Origin of the sequence: Bradyrhizobium erythrophlei (assembly GCF_042430365.1) — a bacterium.
GTDB classification, from domain to species: Bacteria; Pseudomonadota; Alphaproteobacteria; order Rhizobiales; family Xanthobacteraceae; genus Bradyrhizobium; species Bradyrhizobium erythrophlei.
Genome location: NZ_JBHMET010000229.1, coordinates 135,059 through 152,139, shown reverse-complemented (window position 1 = coordinate 152,139; position 17,081 = coordinate 135,059). Strand labels below are relative to the sequence as shown.

Genomic DNA, 17,081 nt, shown 5'->3' with positions numbered 1-17,081 from the left:
AATCGAGGGCGCCTACAGGGTCTGGACGTCGACGACGCCGGCGACCGCCTTGATCGCACCCGCGATCTGCGGCGAGACCTTGTAGCGGCCGGGCAGTTTCATTTCGACCTCGGTCTCGAGGTCGAGCATCATCACCAGCGAGACGTCGGCGTCGGCGGCACCCGGCGGCGCGGCCTGTGGCGCTTGCGCAGGCCTTGCGGCCGGTGCCTTCGCCGCACTCCCGGCTGCCGGCGCGGCTTCCGGCATGTTGAGGCGGCGGGCGATCGAATCGAGCGGCTTGGTGTCGCGCACGAAGATCCGCAGGCCCTTCTGGGTCTTCGCTGCGGCGTGATCGAGCGGTTCGGCGTGCAGCACCCTCGCCCGCACGTCGTCGCCCTGCAGCTCGGCGCCGAGTTGCAACAGCACGGCCGCTCCCGGCTCCAGCACGTCGCGATACTGCGCAAGTCCCTCCGAGAACAGCACCGCCTCGAAATGGCCGGTCGGATCTGACAGGCCCATGATGCCCATCTTGTTGCCGGTCTTGGTGCGGCGCTCCATGCGCGACACCACGGTTGCCGCGACCTTGCCTGCGGTCGCGCCGGTCTTAACGGCGCGCGAGAACTCCGCCCAGGTTTGCACACGCAGCCGCTTCAGGGCGGTCGCGTAATCGTCGAGCGGATGGCCGGACAGGAAGAAGCCGATCGCATCATATTCGCGCCGCAACCGGTCCGCCGGCAGCCACGGCTCGACCTGCGGCAGCATGATGCTCGGGGCGTCGGCCGCGCCACCGAACATGTCGTTCTGTCCCGAGGTCGCGGCTTCATGGCTGCGCTGGCAGGCGGCGAGGATCGCATCGGCACCGGCAAACACCCGCGCGCGGTTCGGCTCGAGCGTGTCGAAGGCGCCGGCCGCCGCAAGGCTTTCGATGATGCGCTTGTTGACCGCACGCGGGCTCACCCGGGCGGCAAAATCGGCGAGCGAGGTGAAGGCGCCCTTCTTGCGCTCCTCGATGATCTGCTCGACGGCCTGCAGGCCGACGCCCTTCAGCGCGGCCAGCGCGTAATAGATGGTGTTGTCGCTGACCTCGAAGGTCGCGCCCGACCGGTTGATGTTGGGCGCCTCGACCTTGATGCCGAGCCGCTGCGCCTCGGAACGAAATTCGGACAGCTTGTCGGTGTTGTTCAGTTCGAGCGTCATCGACGCCGCGAGGAACTCCACCGGATAATGCGCCTTCATGTAGGCGGTGTGGTAGGACACCAGCGCATAGGCCGCCGCGTGGCTCTTGTTGAAGCCGTAGTCGGCGAATTTCGCCAGCAGCTCGAAGATCGTCTCCGCCTGCCCCTTCGGAACGTTGTTCTTGACCGCACCGGCGACGAAGATGTCGCGCTGCTTGTCCATCTCGGCGCGGATCTTCTTGCCCATCGCGCGGCGCAAGAGGTCGGCGTCGCCGAGCGAATAGCCGGCCATCACCTGCGCGATCTGCATCACCTGTTCCTGGTAGATGATGACGCCGAACGTTTCCTTGAGGATCGGCTCCAAGATCGGATGCAGGTATTCCGGCTCCTCGTCGCCGTGCTTGCGCGCGCAGTAGGTCGGGATGTTGGCCATCGGCCCCGGGCGATACAGCGCCACCAGCGCGATGATGTCTTCGAAACGGTCGGGGCGCATGTCGATCAGCGCGCGGCGCATGCCCTGGCTTTCCACCTGGAACACGCCGACCACGTCGCCCCGCGCCAGCATCTGGTAACTCGGCGCGTCGTCGATCGGCAGCGTTGCGAGATCGATGTGGATGTCGCGCGGCTTGAGCAGCTTCACCGCGACGTCGAGCACGGTCAGCGTCTTCAGGCCGAGGAAGTCGAATTTGACGAGGCCCGCCGGTTCGACCCACTTCATGTTGAACTGGGTCACCGGCATGTCCGATTTCGGATCGCGATAGAGCGGGACCAGCTCGCTCAGGGGACGGTCGCCGATCACGATGCCGGCCGCATGGGTCGACGCGTGCCGGGTCAGTCCCTCGAGGCGCTGCGCGATGTCGAAGGCGCGCGCCACCACCGGGTCCTCGTCACGGAACGCCTGCAGCTTGGGTTCGCCTTCGATCGCCTGCGCCAGCGTCACCGGCGCGGCCGGATTCTGCGGAACCAGCTTGGTGAGCTTGTCGACCTGCCCGTAGGGCATCTGCAGCACGCGACCGACGTCGCGCAGCACGCCGCGCGCCTGCAGCGTTCCGAAGGTGATGATCTGCGCCACCTGGTCGCGGCCGTAGCGTTGCTGGACATACTGGATCACCTCGCCGCGGCGATCCTGGCAAAAGTCGATGTCGAAGTCCGGCATCGATACGCGCTCGGGATTGAGGAAGCGCTCGAACAGCAGGCCGAACCGGATCGGATCGAGGTCGGTGATGGTGAGCGCCCATGCGACCAGCGAACCTGCGCCGGAGCCACGGCCTGGCCCGACCGGAATGCCCTGCGCCTTGGCCCATTTGATGAAGTCGGAGACGATCAGGAAGTAGCCCGCATATTTCATGCGGGTGATGACGTCGAGCTCGAAGGCGAGCCGCTTCTTGTAATCCTCGTCGGTCGTTCCCGGCGAGAGACCGTGCACACGCAAGCGGTTTGCGAGCCCCTCCTCCGCCTGACGCTTCAGTTCGGCGGCTTCGTCGGCGGCGGCATCCGAGCTCGATGCGGCACCGACGGTGAAGAACGGCAGGATCGGCTTGCGGGTCTTCGGCCGGAACGAGCAACGCTCGGCGATCTCCACCGTCGACGCCAGCGCTTCGGGAATGTCGGCGAACAGCACTGCCATCTCGGCGCGTGTCTTGAAGCGGTGATCCGGAGTGAGCTGCACCCGATCGGTCTCGGCGATCAGGTGACCGCCGGCGATGCACAAGAGCGCGTCGTGCGATTCGTAGTCGTCGTTGGTTGCGAAATACGGCTCGTTGGTCGCGACCAGCGGCAGGCCCTTGGCATAGGCGAGATCGATCAGGCCACCTTCGGTGCGACGTTCCTTCTCCGCGCCGTGGCGCTGCAGCTCGATATAGAGGCGGTCGCCGAACACGCTGGCGAGGCGATCGCACCTGATCGCCGCAAGCGCGGCCTGGTCGGCGCCGAGCGCCAGCGCAATCGGTCCATCCGGACCGCCGGTCAGAGCGATCAGATCCTCGGCGTCGTCGGTGAGCCATTCGAACTTGATATGCGGGGTCTGATTGACGGGCGTCTCCAGGAACGCCCGCGAGTTCAGCCGCATAAGGCTGCGATAGCCGCGCTCGCGCGCCGCGAGCAGCACTACGCGCGCGGGCCCCGCTGCGAGGACGCTGCGGGAATTCGGATCGACATCGCCGAAATCCACGGCGAGCTCGCAGCCGACGATCGGCTGGATGCCGTAGCCCGCCATCTTGTCGGAGAATTCCAGCGCACCGAACATGTTGTCGGTGTCGGTGAGCGCCAGCGCCGGCTGGCGGTCGGCTTTCGCAAGCTCGCCAAGCTTGGCGATCTTGATCGAGCCCTTCAGCAGCGAATAGGCCGAATGAACGTGAAGGTGGACGAAGCCGGCATTCGACATGGCTGCTCGAAGGATCGTTGCATCAGGGATGGAGCGAGCACCAACTCCGAAAGCAGGAACACTTCAGGCCCGACTCGCCCCGCTATCGTGAAGCTTCGGACTTGCGGTGTCCACGCGGAACGCAGCATCGCGGCCGGTCCTCCCGCTTATCCCCAAGGGCAGCCTATGCCCCTGCTCCCGCTCGCACATTTCTAGAACTGCGGAATCAACTGGGCCCAGACTGCGATCATCCCGACGAACAGCGTGATCGATGCCAGTGCCGCCGCTTCCTCAACGAAAATCTTCAACATGGCCGTCTCCTCGAACCGGAACGTATGAAGAACATTGTTCCTTTTTTGTTCTAGGAGTCAAGCGCACCCAGAAGGGCTGATCCCGGGGATTGCAGGCGATGGTTAACCCGCAAACGGCCGGCCAACGAAAAAAGCCCCGGGCCAAGGCCCGGGGCTTTCGATGCCGCTTGAGTTAAGCGAGCGATCAGTACTTCGCGACGATCGGGCCGCCGAACTTGTAGTTCAAGCGGACGGTGACGAGGTCGACGTCCTGGCGGATGCGATCGCTGGCAACGGTGACGCCGGCCGGCGAGGTGAAGTTGACGGTACGGTCCTGCATGAACAGGTGATCGTACTCGACGCCAACCGACCAGTTCGGAGCGAAGGCGTATTCGAGACCGACGCCAACCGTGCCGCCCCAAACCGTGTCGTCGTTCGCGCGGGCGAACAGCGCATTGGTGGCGACGGCGTTGATGCGGTTCTTGTTCGAGGTCACAGCCGCACCGCCCTTGAGGTAGAACAGCGCGTTGTTGGCGGCGTAGCCGATCTGGCCGGTGAACAGGCCGAACGCATCGATCTGCGAGGTGTTGACGAAGCCGGGGAACAGCGTGCTCGTGTTGCTGCCCTTCAGGTCAGCCCAGTTGCCCTGCGCTTCGAGGCCGAACACCCAGGTGCCGGCCTGCCAGCGATAGCCGACCTGGCCACCGATCGTGCCGCCGGTCGCGTCATGGCTGCCTTCCGGGCCGACCAAGAACGGCGCAACCGAATCCCAGCTGTTGCGGCTCGAACCCCAACCACCGTTGATGCCGATGTAGAAACCGCTCCAATCATAAGCGGCCTGAATCATCGGCGGCGCCTTGGTGTAAGGGCGAGCCGCGAGATCCGCCGCGAGAGCCGGCGCAGTCGCGCCGAGCGCGATCAGGCTGGCCGTAACAAGCAAAACCTTCTTCATTTTTATTCCCGTTCCAACTTTTCTACTGGCCCCCAAGGCCGTGTTGCAGCGTCATAGCAGTCCTAGTCAGAATTGCTGTAACTTCGCTGCAACAGGCGACGCGAAACGACGCTCCCGAAATCGTGAATTAACGGTGTGTTACAGGCATTTCTTGCAATTTTGCCGCTCGCGCGCCGCAATGTTTTCACAATTCGATCATGTGCGCGCTCTCGCGTGTGGGATTGAGTTGACGGGAACCTGCTTGTCCGGTTTGGATCGTTGCAACAGCTCGAGTCATCGGAACAAAGGAATGCATATGCGCAGACTGATTCTCGCGGCAGCGTCAGCGAGCGCGCTCGCATTTCTCGCCGCAGCGCCTGCGCACGCCGTCGGCGTCCGATATCCGTTCTGCATGCAAGGCGACCGATATCCCGGCCTCAGCAACTGCTCGTACGAGACCTACCAGCAGTGCCTGGCTTCGGCTTCGGGGATCGGACAGAATTGCGTCGCCAATCCCTACTATGCCGGCGACCGTGACCCGCGGTCCTATCTCAATATTCCCCCGCGCGAACGTCGCGAAGGCAATTTCTTCGAGCTGTTCTTCCACTGACCGTGGCGCGCGGCCGGAACCGTTCGGGAACGTGACTTGACACAAGCGTACGATGGAAGCCCTGTTGCCGGGTGGGGTCGGCAGCGGAGAATCACGGCCCGTTCGGGGAAGATTTGATGCGTATTCTGGTTCTGGCGCTGTTGGCCCTGGGCACCGTCGCAAGCGCGCCGGCGGCCGCCCAAACCTTTGATACGACCTCGCCGTTCTGCAAGCACAACTACCGATGGGGCGGCGAGGATGTCGACTGCGGCTACACATCGCTGGCGCAGTGCCAGGCGGCGGCGTCCGGCCTCGGGGCGATATGTGTCAACAACCCCTATTACGCCGGTGCCTACGCCGATCGGCCGCGGGGGCCTGCCAGGCGAACTCGCCCGGCCTACTGATAGCGCTTTCGAGCGCGGTGGACGCCGGTTCGCGTGAAGAAAACGCGTCAGAATGAAAATCCAGAGCTTCGGTTCTGATTCAATCAGAACCGAAATTGCCCTAGTCCAGCTCGACGACCTGCCCGTTCGACAGCGATACCCGGCGGTCCATTCGCGCGGCGAGGTCCATATTGTGGGTTGCGATCAGCATCGCCACCCGCGTCGCCTTCACGAGCTGCATCAACGCATTGAACACGTGGTCGGCGGTGCTCGGATCGAGGTTTCCCGTCGGCTCGTCCGCAAGCAGCGCCCGCGGTGCGTTCGCGACCGCGCGGGCGATCGCCACGCGCTGCTGCTCGCCGCCGGAGAGCTCCGCCGGACGGTGGGTGATGCGGTCGCCAAGCCCGAGATAAGCCAGGATTTCGGTCGACCGCTTGATCGTCTCCGAACGTTTGAGGCCGCGGATCATCTGCGGCAGCATCACGTTTTCGAGCGCCGAGAATTCCGGCAGCAGCCGGTGCGACTGGTAGACGAAGCCGATATCGGAGCGGCGGATCTGGGTGCGATCGATATCGGGCAATTGCGAGGTCGGCGTTCCCGCCACATAGACCTCGCCGTCGTCGGGGCTCTCCAGCAATCCGGCGATGTGCAGCAATGTCGACTTGCCCGAGCCTGACGGCGCCACCAGCGCCACCGACTGTCCCGGCCACAGCGCAAGCTTGGCGCCGTTCAGGATCGTCAGCGTCGCTTCGCCCTGCCTGTACTCCCGCTTGATGTCGTGGAGATAGATGACCGGCACATCTTCCGCCCCGTCGGCCATGTGCGCCCTCACTCGTACCGAAGCGCGTCGACGGGATCGAGGCGCGCGGCGCGCCACGACGGGTAGAGCGTCGCCAGGAAAGACAATGTCAATGCCATGATCACGACCGCCAGCGTCTCGCCGAAATCGACTTCGGCCGGCAGCTTGGAGAGGAAATAGAGCTCAGGCGAGAACAACTCCGTGTTGGTCAGCCATGACAGGAACTGCCGGATCGATTCGATGTTCAGGCAGATCAGCATGCCGACGAAGAAGCCGGTCAGCGTGCCCACCACGCCGATCGAGGCGCCGGTGATCAGGAAAATGCGCATGATCGAGCCTTGCGAGGCGCCCATGGTGCGCAGGATCGCGATGTCCTGGCCTTTGTCCTTCACCAACATGATCAACCCGGACACGATGTTGAGGGCTGCGACCAGCACGATCATGGTCAGGATCAGGAACATCACGTTGCGCTCGACCTGCAGCGCGTTGAAGAAGGTCGAATTGCGTTGCCGCCAGTCGACCAGGAACACCGGCCGCCCGGCCGCCTCGGTCACCAGCTTGCGATAGGTGTCGATCCGGTCGGGGTTGATGGTGAACACCTCGATCGAGGATACGTCGTTGTTACGGTTGAAATAGGCCTGCGCCTCGGTCAGCGGCATGAACACGAAGGTCGAGTCGTATTCCGACATGCCGATCTCGAACACCGCTGATATCTTGTAGGGCTTGATGCGCGGCGTGGTGCCCATCGGGGTCACCGCGCCCTTCGGCGAGACCAGCGTGATGCTGTCGCCGGCATGCAGCGACAACTGGTCGGCAAGCCGGCGGCCGATCGCGACGCCCTGCCCCTCGTCAAAGCCCTCGAGCGAGCCCTGCTTGACGTTCTTGGCGATCGAGGTGAGGTTGTTGAGGTCGTCGGAGCGGATGCCGCGGATGAACACGCCGGCCGCGTTGAAGGGCGACGAGCCGAGCCCCTGCCCGTCCACGACCGGCGCGGCGAGGCGAATGCCGGGCACCTGGCTGATCCGGTCCGCGACGTCCTTCCAGTCGGTCAACGGCGATTCCAGCGGCTGCACCAGAAGGTGCCCGTTGAGGCCGAGGATCTTGTCCAGGAGCTCCTTGCGGAAGCCATTCATGACGGCCATCACGACGATCAGCGTGGCGACGCCAAGCATGATGCCGAGGAACGAAAAACCGGCGATGACGGAAATGAATCCTTCCTTGCGGCGCGCGCGCAAGTAGCGTCCGGACAGCAGCCATTCGAATGGCGCAAACGGCGGGGTACGGACTGGCTCGCTCATGGTCTCATCCACCTTTCGATAATCCCATGATTCGGGCCAAATGTGGCCGGATTACCCGGCCGTAAAGCGCGTGGTGAATAAACTTTAACCCGCGAGCTTTGCGACCACGTCGGCCGGGCTCATGTTCTCACGCGAGCCGTCGCTGCGACACTTGACCTCGACCTTGCCCTCCGCAAGCCCCTTGGGCCCGACGAGGATCTGCCAGGGAATGCCGATCAGGTCGGCCGCGGCGAACTTGGCGCCTGCGCGCTGGTCGGTGTCGTCATAGAGCACGTCGACGCCCTTTGCCGAGAGTTCGCGATAGAGCTGCTCGCAGGCGCCGTCGACGGCGCCATCGCCCTGCTTGAGGTTGAGGATCGCCGCGCGGAACGGGGCGACCGCCTCGGGCCACTTGATGCCGGCGTCGTCGTGACAGGCTTCGATGATCGCGCCGACCAGACGCGAGACGCCGACGCCGTAGGAGCCGCCATGGATCGGCACATCGACGCCGTCGGGTCCCGCCACCAGCGCCTTCATGGTGTCGGAATATTTGGTGCCGAAATAGAAGATCTGGCCGACCTCGATGCCGCGCGTGTTCAGTCGCTTGGCTTCGGGGACCTCCTGTTCGAAGCGCGCAGCGTCGTGGACATCTTCCGTCGCGGCATAGACCGAGGTCCATTGCTTGATGATCGGCGTCAGATCACCGTCATAATCGACGTCCTCGCCCGGTACTGGCAGGTCCAGAACATCGCGATTGATATAGACGCCGGACTCGCCGGTCTCCGCCAGCACGATGAATTCGTGGCTGAGATCGCCGCCGATCGGGCCGGTCTCGGCACGCATCGGGATCGCCTTCAAGCCCATCCTTGCGAAGGTGCGCAGGTAGGCGACGAACATCTTGTTGTAGGCGCGGCGCGCGCCGGCCTCGTCGAGGTCGAACGAATAGGCGTCCTTCATCAGGAATTCGCGACCGCGCATCACGCCGAACCGCGGACGCTGCTCGTCACGGAACTTCCACTGGATGTGGTACAGATTGAGCGGCAGGCTCTTGTAGGACTTCACGTAGGAGCGGAAGATCTCCGTGATCATCTCCTCATTGGTCGGTCCGTACAGCAGCTCGCGCTTGTGGCGATCGGTGATGCGCAGCATTTCCGGGCCGTAGGCGTCGTAACGGCCGCTCTCGCGCCAGAGATCGGCGAGCTGCAGCGTCGGCATCAAGAGTTCCAGCGCACCGGCGCGATCCTGTTCCTCGCGCACGATCTGCTCGATCTTCTTCAGCACGCGGAAGCCGAGCGGCAGCCAGGCATAGATGCCGGCGGCCTCCTGCCGCATCATGCCCGCGCGCAGCATCAGCCGATGCGAGACGATCTCCGCCTCTTTCGGGTTCTCTTTCAGGATGGGCAGAAAAAACCGCGACAATCGCATGGTGTTACTCGGGAATCAGGAGAGCCTGGGAAGAGTTGCAGTGAAACCGGATCGGGTGCGAAAACACAAGGCCGCTTGCGGCGAAAAACCCGCCAAATCAGGCGAATTTCGGCCATTTGAGCGCGAAGCAGCCCGCGGAGACGCGCTTGCACACCCCGCCTTTACCTGACGTCGAAGTCGTCTTCCAGCGTGACTTTCTTGAAATCGGTCACCAGTGCGTCGCCACCGCCCGGCGTCACCGCCGCGCCGGTGATGACGCCGATCGAGAACAGCGACGAGCCGGCGACCGGATGGCCGTCCTGCGAGACGACCCGATAGTTGACCACCTGCGTGCCCTGCGGCAGATCGCCCGGCATCGTCACCGTCACCGACTGATCGACGGCACGGAACGCGACATCGTGCGGCTTGCCCGAGGCATCGAGCAGGCTGACCGCGGTTGGCGCCACCGCTTCGTTGAAGTGGAGAACGACCGTTTTTGGTGCCTCCTTGAGCACGCTGCCGTCGCCCGGCTCGGCACCGATCAAGACCGCATGCGCATGGGCTGGCGTCGCAAGACATAGCGCCGCGAGCAGCGCGGCGAGGCATGCGAGCAGCCGCACGGCAGTTACGGCTTCGGCAACAGCTTGACGCCCGGCGCCGGCGCCTTGCTGCCGCGATCATGCCCCTCACCCTGCCCCTCGACCGGAAGGTCGATCCAACGGCTGACGCCCTGCTCGCATTCCTGGACGACCGGGAAATACAGCGTGGTGTTCGGCTTCAGGCCAGGTGTGAGATAGGTGCTGATCACGAACTCATCGTAATTGTGGTCGGCAAGCTTGCCGCCGCTCCAGGCCACTTCCTTGACGCCTTCAGTGACCTTCGCTCCGTGGAAATCGTATTCGGTGGCGTATTTGCCAGTGACCGTGTCAACGTTCCAGCCGGGCTTCGGCATCGGCTTCACCCCGATCACGCCTTCGGGAATCTGCACGCGAACCTTGATCGTGGGCGAGCCCGCGCAGCCATGCGGCACGGCGAACACCGCCTTGTAATAGGTGCCGACCGCAGCCTGCTTGTTCTCAACCGTGACGTGCGCGCTGGCCGGCGAGAATGCCAGCGCCGCGACGGCGACGAGCGGCAGCGTATGCCTCTTCATGTCCGACCTCACATCTTCTTCATGTTCATATGGCCGGAATGATCGCCGCCGACAGGCGCCTGGGCGCCGACGCCTTGCACGTCCAGCGAAACCGTGACCTTGCCGGCCTTCTCGAATTCGAGCGTCACCGGCACCTTGTCGCCCTGCTTGAGCGGCCCCTTGAGGTCGAACATCATCAGATGGAAGCCGCCCGGCGCGAGCTTCACCGTCTTGCCGGGTTCGATGGCAAGGCCCTTGTCCAGCGGGCGCATCTTCATCACGCCGTTGTCAACAGCCATCTCGTGGATCTCGAACTTGCCTGCGATTTCGCCGCTGCCGCCGACCAGCCGGTCCGGCGCAGCGCCCTTGTTCTCGATCGTGAGATAGCCGCCGGCGATCTTGGCGCCGTTGGGTGTGGCGCGGCTCCAGGCCTGCGTGATCACGAGATCGCCGGCCTTGACGTCTTCGGCGCGCACCGGCGCGGAGACGAGTGCTGCGGCGAACGCCGCGAGAGTGATGAAGCGGGAGAGCATGTTCATGTCGATATGTTCCGTCGTCCAGTTTGAAGTTGCTTCGTTATTGTGTCGCGGCCTGCGCATCAGACCATTTTTGCAGATCGGTCATCTCGGTCGATCCCTCGATCGTCGTGATCGTCCCGTCGCGGGCGATCAGCATGGTTCGCGGAATGTCGCCCTGCCAAGCCGGATCGATCTCGAGTCTCAGGCGGTCGGCAAAACCGTCACCGAAGATCCAGTTCTCGGCCGATGAGAGCCCGGCCCGATCGAGCATCGATCGCGTTGCAGCCGGCAGATCCGGCACGAGATCGGCACTGACTGTGACCATGTCGATCCCCGGATGATCCTTCATGAACTGCCCGAGCTGCGGCAGCTCGACCTTGCACGGCCCGCAGGTCACGCCCCAAAAATGCACCAGGGTGGGATGGCCCGCATGGGCGCGCAGCAATTGCCGCCAGCTGCCACGCTCGAACGGTCTCAGTGCGCCATCCTCCGACGCCAGCCCCGAGGGCAGCGTGGCCAGTAGAATGAGCGCAGCAAGCAGTTGGCGTTTCATGGTTCGCTTTCGATCGTCTGAAAATGATAGCCGTCGGCCTTCATATCCAGGGCAGATAGGTCCGTCTGCCGTCGGAAACGAGTAGCGGATCGTCCGGGCCGGCTTGGCGTAGACGGCGGATGGAATCGCTGAGCGCCGCGCCCAGCGCAAGCACACCGGCACCGCCCCGCGGATGAGAGTGAAGCATTAAGATGTCCTGACTCCGGCTCTTCGGCCGGCTTGTTGAATGGCATTCACCGGCGCGGGTCACGCACCGGCCGCGGCAACGTCGTCAGGACAGCGATGGGGGAGCGCGCGCTTGCGCGTGCGAGCCGGCGCGGATGCGATCGAGGTCGGATGCGAGATCGTGCCAGGCAATCTGGCTGCTCAGGCGGTCGACGGCGTTCGCCGACGATGCCTGCGGTGTGTCGACCGGTGCGCCGGTCTGCAGCACTGAGCAGGCGGAGCAGCAGCCGTCATGCGCGCGATGGCCGGTCTGATCATCCTGCCCGGCTCCTTGCGCCCCATTGCTATGGCAAATGGTGGCGGCGGCAAGCGGATCGGTGGCCGCGAGGCTCGCGGCCCAGCATGCGCCGATCGGTGCGAAGATCTGCACCAACAGGGCAACCAGGACGATGGGCAGAAAATTCTCCAGCCGCCGGCGCATCGCAAAATCCATCCGGTGGGGACCTAACCACTATGGGGGTCGGAAGTCGAGATCGGGCCGGCGAACTCTTTGTTCCGGGAGACGGGAAATAACCTGCACGCGCCGGTGCATCCGGGTACATCGTCGCGTCGTGGCAAGGCGATCGTATCTCCTTATCCGGTCACTGGTTTTCGAAGGCATCTCGCAACCGGCGGTGGCATGATCCCAATCATTTCGCAAATTGCTCGAAATTTGAACAATCGTTGCCGAAATTGGTGACAAGACGAAAAAGATGGTCTACCAATTCGGGCTCAGGCCAGCCGCAAGGTTAGTCCTGGTGGTCCAAGTCTCGGGAGGAGCCCGACGCGCACAAGCAGCGTCACCCCATCAATCAAGATCAAATCGAATTTTTGGGGCAAATAGGGTCGACACAATTTTTGGAGCAGGGCTCGGCGCCCTGCTCTTTTTTTATGTGATGATCGCAACCGCAATGACGTCATCATCTACTCCGATCGAGCGCAGTTTTGAATTGGCCGCACAGCGTTGCGATGATCTGACGCCGCACGTCTATCGACGCCTGTTCCTTAAGCATCCCGAATCGCAGGCGATGTTTCGCACCGAAGGTAGCGCGCCGGTGAAGGGTTCGATGCTGTCGATGACGATCGAAGCCCTGCTCGATTTCGCCGGTGAGCGCACCGGGCATTTCCGGTTGATCGAATGCGAGGTGTCGTCGCACGACGCATATGGCACACCACGCGACCTGTTCGTCGCGTTCTTCGCCGTAATCGCCGACACGCTGCGCGACATCCTCGACGAGCTATGGTCCGATGAGATCGATGCTGCGTGGCACAAGCTGTTGCGCGACGTTGAGGCTGTCGTGCTGCAACAGAAACATCTCGCGCATGAGAGCCCGTAGCGCTGTCGTTCCGATTGTGACACACTCCCTTTATCCGCGGCGCGTGCAACTGACGCCGACGGCAAAAATGGATGAGGGAGCAAGCAACGATGCCAGGGACGGACAAGTCGTCGACGACAAGGCGCGATCTTCTGCAAGTGGCTGCGGCCGGCGGAGCAGCGGCCGCGCTGTTCGGCGGGATGGGCGTGAACCCCGCGCTTGCGGCCGAGATGGGCCGCTCGGAGAAGCCGCTGAAGGCCGCATTCTCCAACGCCGGATTGCAGGCGACCTGGTGCGCGCAAGGCAAGCAGGCCGCCGAGTTCTGGGGCAAGTTGTTCAATGTCGAGGTCACCTGGTTCGACGGCCAGCTTGACGCCGTCAAGCAGCGCGCCGCGATCGACAACATGGCTTCGCAGAAATGGGACTTCGTCGCGATCCAGGCCTTCGGCATCGGCACCCTGACCCAGCCGGTGCAGAAGATGATCGATGCCGGCACGCCGGTCATCGACATGGACACGCTGATCGCGCCGCTCGACCAGATCAACGTCCATTCCTTCCTCGCGCCCGACAACGAGTTCATGGGCGCCTCGGTGACCCAGGCCCTGTGCAACGCGATGGGCGGCAAGGGCAAGATCATCATGACGCAAGGCGCGCTCGGCCACACCGGTGCGCAGGGCCGCGCCAAGGGCTTCAACTCGGTCGTCAAGCAGTTCCCGAATATCGAGGTGCTCGACACCCAGCCGGCCGACTGGGACGTTTCGAAGACCGCGCGTCTTTGGGAAACCTATCTGACCAAATACCCGCAGATCGACGCCGCTTTCTTCCACAATGACGACATGGCGCTCGCCGCCTACAACATCATGAGGGCGCGCAACCGCACCAACATCCTGATCGGCGGCGTCGACGCCATGCCGCCGGCGATCCAGGCGGTGAGCGAAGGCCGCATGTTCGCGACCGTCCGCAATCCGTCGTGCCGGATCCATGGCGGCGCGATCATCGCCGGTGTCGCGGCCGTGGTCGCCGGCGAGAAGAGCGGCAAGGGCATCCCGAAGAGCGTGGTGACCGACGGTCCCGTCGTGACCAAGGCCAACGCCGCCGGCATGCAATGGATGGAAGATCACTTCCTGATCTGAGCGGCCCTCATGTCGCAGGGACGTTCCCCGATCCTTGAGTTGAACCAGATCACGAAGGCCTTCGGCGGTGTCGAAGCCCTTCGTGGGGTCGACTTCGCGCTCTACGCCGGCGAGATCCACGGTCTCGTCGGCGAGAACGGCGCGGGAAAAAGCACGCTGATGAAGATCATCGCCGGCGTGCACCCGGAATTCTCCGGCCGCTTCGTGCTCGACGGCAGGGAGACGCGCTTCCGCTCGACCCGCGACGCGCATGCGGCCGGCATTGCCATGGTGCATCAGGAGCTCAGCGTCGCACCCGATCTCACGGTCGCCGAGAACGTCTTCCTCGGCAACCAGCCGACCAACCGCCTCGGCCTCGTGCAATGGCGGCGCATGGCGCGCGAGGCCGGCGAGCAGCTGGCGCGGTTCGGCATCGACGTCGATCCGATGACCCGGCTCGGCGACCTGCCGATCGGCCTGCAGCAATTGATCGAGATCGCCCGCGTGCTGTTCTCCGGCGCGCGCATCATCATCCTGGACGAGCCGACATCCGCCCTCTCCCCGCCAGAGGTCGAGCGCCTGTTTGCGACGCTGCGCAGGCTGCGCGAGGAAGGCACCGGCATCGTCTTCATCTCGCATTTCATCGAGGACATCCTGCGCGTCTCCGACACCGTGACCGTGTTCCGCAACGGGCGGAAGGTCGCCGAGACCGCATCCGCCGGCACCACCAAGGGCGCGCTGATCGAGGCCATGATCGGCCGCGGCGGCGAGGCGCTGGAGCACAGCTACACCGATGACCTGATGCTTCCGCAATCCAACGGCGGCGCTGTTGTCCTCAAGGTCGACGAGCTCTCGCTCGGCCGCAGCCTCAAGGACGTCTCGTTCGAGGCGCGATCCGGCGAGGTGCTCGGCGTCTACGGCTTCATGGGCTGCGGGCAGCTCGAGCTGTCGCGCATCCTGTTCGGCAAGCTGAAGCCCGATGGCGGAACGCTCGCTGTGGACGGCCGGCCGAGAACCTTCCGCAGCACCGCGGCCGCGCGGCGCGCCGGCATTGCGCTGGTCCCCGAGAGCCGGCGCGACATGCTGTTCCACCAGGAGCCGGTCTACAAGAACGTCTCGATCAGCATCCTCGATCGCATCTCCGCCCTGCTGCTGAAACCGGCGCGCGAGCGCGCGATCGCGCAGCAGCAGGTCGAGCAGTTGCAGATCCGCCCGCCGGTCGTCGGCCTCGACCTCGGCATGCTCTCCGGCGGCAACCAGCAGAAGGTCGCGCTGGCGAAATGGCTGACCTACCCGCCGCGGCTGCTGGTGCTGTGCGAACCGACCCGCGGCATGGACGTTGGTGCCAAGAACGACGTGATCAACATCGTCCGCGACCTCCGCGCCAAGGGACTGGCGATCATCGTGCTGTCGACGGAACCGGAGACGGTGCTGTCGCTGGCCGACCGGATCCTGGTCCTGAAGCGCGGCGCGGTGGTGCGGGAATTCGCGGGCGAGGCTGTGAGCAAGGACCGCCTGCTGGAGGCGGCTTGATGGAGTGGCATGATGGCAAGCAGTGACAGCGCAACCGCGCGGGCGGATCACCGGCAGCCACGCGGGCTCGGCAGCTTCCTGCGCTCGCAGATGCGCAACATCGCGCCGTTCCTGACGTTGATCTTCCTCAGCGGCTTCTTCGCCGTCGCAAGCCCCTCCTTTGCGACGCTCGACAATGTCGGCAACATCCTCACGCAGGTCTCGGTGACCGGCATCATCGCCGTCGGCCTCACCTTCGTGATCCTGTGCGCCGAGATCGACCTGTCGATCGCCAGCATCGCCAATGTCACCGGGATCGCGGTCGCTTATTTCACGCTGCAGGACTCCTACGTCAACATCGCCAACGTCCCGATGCCGGGATTTGCCGCGATCCTTTTGGCGCTGGCGCTGTGCGCGCTGCTCGGCCTCGTCAACGCGCTCGGGCTGACCGCGATCGGCATCCCCTCCTTCATCATGACGCTCGCGATGATGCAGATCGCCGCCGGCATCTCGGCGCTGCTGGTGCGCGGCCAGATCGCCTACAAGGTCCCGCCTTTGATCACGACGCTCGGCTCCGGCTCGATCGGCGGAATCCCCTGGATCGTGATCGTGGCCGCGGTGATGCTGCTCGGCGGCCATCTGGTGCTGACCTACACGCGGTTCGGCCGCTACGTCTACATGGTCGGCGGCAATCGCGAGGCCGCGGAATTCTCCGGCCTCAACGTCAAGCTGATCCTCGGCAGCGTGATGGTGATCTCGGCGGTCTGCTCCGGGATCGGCGGCATGCTCGGGGTGGCGCATTTCGGCAGCGCGCAGCAGAACGAGTTCGACACCTATCTGCTGGATTCGATCGCCGCTGTCGTGGTCGGCGGCACCAGCCTGTTCGGCGGCCGCGGCGGCATCGGCAACACCATCGTCGGCCTGTTCGTGCTCGGCGTGCTCAACAACGGGCTCGACCATGTCAATATCGACAGCTTCCTGAAGATCCTGATCCGCGGCCTGATCCTGCTCGCCGCGCTGATCATCAACGTCTACGCGCAGCGGCTGCGGGAGCGGACGGCGGAGTAGCGTTGCTGCGCCGGCTGCCTCCACCTTCCGTCGTCCCGGCCTAGTGCGCAATTGCGCACGGGGGCCGGGACCCATACTCCGCGGCCGATGTTGTGAACGGGACTCGTCGACCCAGCATCGCAAAGCAATAACCATTAATTTAGTGGTTATGGGTCCCGGCCTTCGCCGGGACGACACCGAGTGTGTGCACCGATCTCCCTTTAGCAACTTGCAGATATGAGTCCTCGTTCTCGCGACATGAACTGCCCGAGCTTTGCATCTCATTCCGCCCTCCTCTGAAAACAGAGGGCGGAGGGAAAGCCGGGTGCCGATTGCACCCATGGGCCCTGTGCAACAAAAAGCACAGGCGCCGATCGCACCCATGGGTCCCGTGCAACAAAAAGCACGGGGGTAGGACCACAGGTGTAACCGGAATCCTCCGGCTTTCCCTGCGCGATGGTTTTACGGTTTCCTTCGTGCTCTCCCCGGCGAGACCGT

The 17,081-nt window shown here is 64.1% G+C and carries 16 protein-coding genes; 6 read left to right on the top strand and 10 right to left on the bottom strand.

The window, feature by feature from the left end:
- Positions 1-12: 12 nt before the first annotated feature.
- Together dnaE and ACFFWD_RS33165 are read right to left on the bottom strand one after the other, a co-directional pair.
- Positions 13-3,537, bottom strand: coding sequence for a DNA polymerase III subunit alpha (gene dnaE / locus ACFFWD_RS33170; RefSeq protein WP_376972668.1), 3,525 nt, complete (start codon positions 3,535-3,537; stop codon positions 13-15).
- A 474-nt stretch (positions 3,538-4,011) separates the two neighbouring features.
- Complete coding sequence (locus ACFFWD_RS33165; protein WP_376972666.1) at positions 4,012-4,758, bottom strand: outer membrane protein; 747 nt, start codon at positions 4,756-4,758, stop codon at positions 4,012-4,014.
- 295 nt (positions 4,759-5,053) lie between these two features.
- Here ACFFWD_RS33165 and ACFFWD_RS33160 point away from each other — a divergent pair, with 295 nt between their 5' ends.
- On the top strand, positions 5,054-5,347 hold the full coding sequence (locus ACFFWD_RS33160) for a DUF3551 domain-containing protein (protein WP_376972664.1): 294 nt from the start codon (positions 5,054-5,056) through the stop codon (positions 5,345-5,347).
- Positions 5,348-5,463: 116 nt separating this feature from the next.
- On the top strand, positions 5,464-5,730 hold the full coding sequence (locus ACFFWD_RS33155; protein ID WP_376972662.1) for a DUF3551 domain-containing protein: 267 nt from the start codon (positions 5,464-5,466) through the stop codon (positions 5,728-5,730).
- Between the two features lie 100 nt (positions 5,731-5,830).
- On the opposite strand, the gene ACFFWD_RS33150 is transcribed toward ACFFWD_RS33155, so the two are convergent.
- The 8 genes from ACFFWD_RS33150 to ACFFWD_RS33115 form a co-directional block, all read right to left on the bottom strand.
- Entirely contained in the window at positions 5,831-6,529 is a 699-nt protein-coding gene (locus ACFFWD_RS33150) for an ABC transporter ATP-binding protein (protein ID WP_376972660.1), read from the bottom strand.
- An 8-nt stretch (positions 6,530-6,537) separates the two neighbouring features.
- Positions 6,538-7,818 carry a lipoprotein-releasing ABC transporter permease subunit gene (locus ACFFWD_RS33145; protein WP_376972658.1) on the bottom strand — a complete coding sequence of 427 codons (1,281 nt, stop codon included), beginning with the start codon at positions 7,816-7,818 and terminating at the stop codon, positions 6,538-6,540.
- Positions 7,819-7,890: 72 nt separating this feature from the next.
- Positions 7,891-9,210, bottom strand: a complete 1,320-nt coding sequence (proS, locus tag ACFFWD_RS33140; RefSeq protein WP_376972656.1) for a proline--tRNA ligase — start codon at positions 9,208-9,210, stop codon at positions 7,891-7,893.
- Positions 9,211-9,371: 161 nt separating this feature from the next.
- A complete protein-coding gene (locus ACFFWD_RS33135) occupies positions 9,372-9,809 on the bottom strand; it encodes a copper resistance CopC family protein (protein ID WP_376972654.1) in 438 nt (145 codons plus the stop codon).
- A gap of 5 nt (positions 9,810-9,814) precedes the next feature.
- Positions 9,815-10,342 (bottom strand): YcnI family copper-binding membrane protein, encoded by a 528-nt coding sequence (locus ACFFWD_RS33130; RefSeq protein ID WP_376972651.1) that lies wholly within the window; start codon positions 10,340-10,342, stop codon positions 9,815-9,817.
- 8 nt (positions 10,343-10,350) lie between these two features.
- Complete coding sequence (locus ACFFWD_RS33125) at positions 10,351-10,860, bottom strand: copper chaperone PCu(A)C (protein WP_376972648.1); 510 nt, start codon at positions 10,858-10,860, stop codon at positions 10,351-10,353.
- A 37-nt stretch (positions 10,861-10,897) separates the two neighbouring features.
- A complete protein-coding gene (locus ACFFWD_RS33120; protein WP_376972645.1) occupies positions 10,898-11,392 on the bottom strand; it encodes a TlpA family protein disulfide reductase in 495 nt (164 codons plus the stop codon).
- Between the two features lie 271 nt (positions 11,393-11,663).
- Positions 11,664-12,038, bottom strand: a complete 375-nt coding sequence (locus tag ACFFWD_RS33115; RefSeq protein WP_376972642.1) for a DUF2946 family protein — start codon at positions 12,036-12,038, stop codon at positions 11,664-11,666.
- Positions 12,039-12,507: 469 nt separating this feature from the next.
- Here ACFFWD_RS33115 and ACFFWD_RS33110 point away from each other — a divergent pair, with 469 nt between their 5' ends.
- From ACFFWD_RS33110 to ACFFWD_RS33095, 4 genes are all read left to right on the top strand, one after another.
- A complete protein-coding gene (locus ACFFWD_RS33110) occupies positions 12,508-12,933 on the top strand; it encodes a globin (protein WP_376973062.1) in 426 nt (141 codons plus the stop codon).
- A gap of 89 nt (positions 12,934-13,022) precedes the next feature.
- Positions 13,023-14,045, top strand: a complete 1,023-nt coding sequence (locus ACFFWD_RS33105; RefSeq protein ID WP_376972640.1) for a sugar ABC transporter substrate-binding protein — start codon at positions 13,023-13,025, stop codon at positions 14,043-14,045.
- A gap of 9 nt (positions 14,046-14,054) precedes the next feature.
- Positions 14,055-15,557 carry a sugar ABC transporter ATP-binding protein gene (locus ACFFWD_RS33100; RefSeq protein WP_376972637.1) on the top strand — a complete coding sequence of 501 codons (1,503 nt, stop codon included), beginning with the start codon at positions 14,055-14,057 and terminating at the stop codon, positions 15,555-15,557.
- Positions 15,558-15,569: 12 nt separating this feature from the next.
- A complete protein-coding gene (locus tag ACFFWD_RS33095; protein WP_376972635.1) occupies positions 15,570-16,604 on the top strand; it encodes an ABC transporter permease in 1,035 nt (344 codons plus the stop codon).
- Positions 16,605-17,081: the final 477 nt, after the last annotated feature.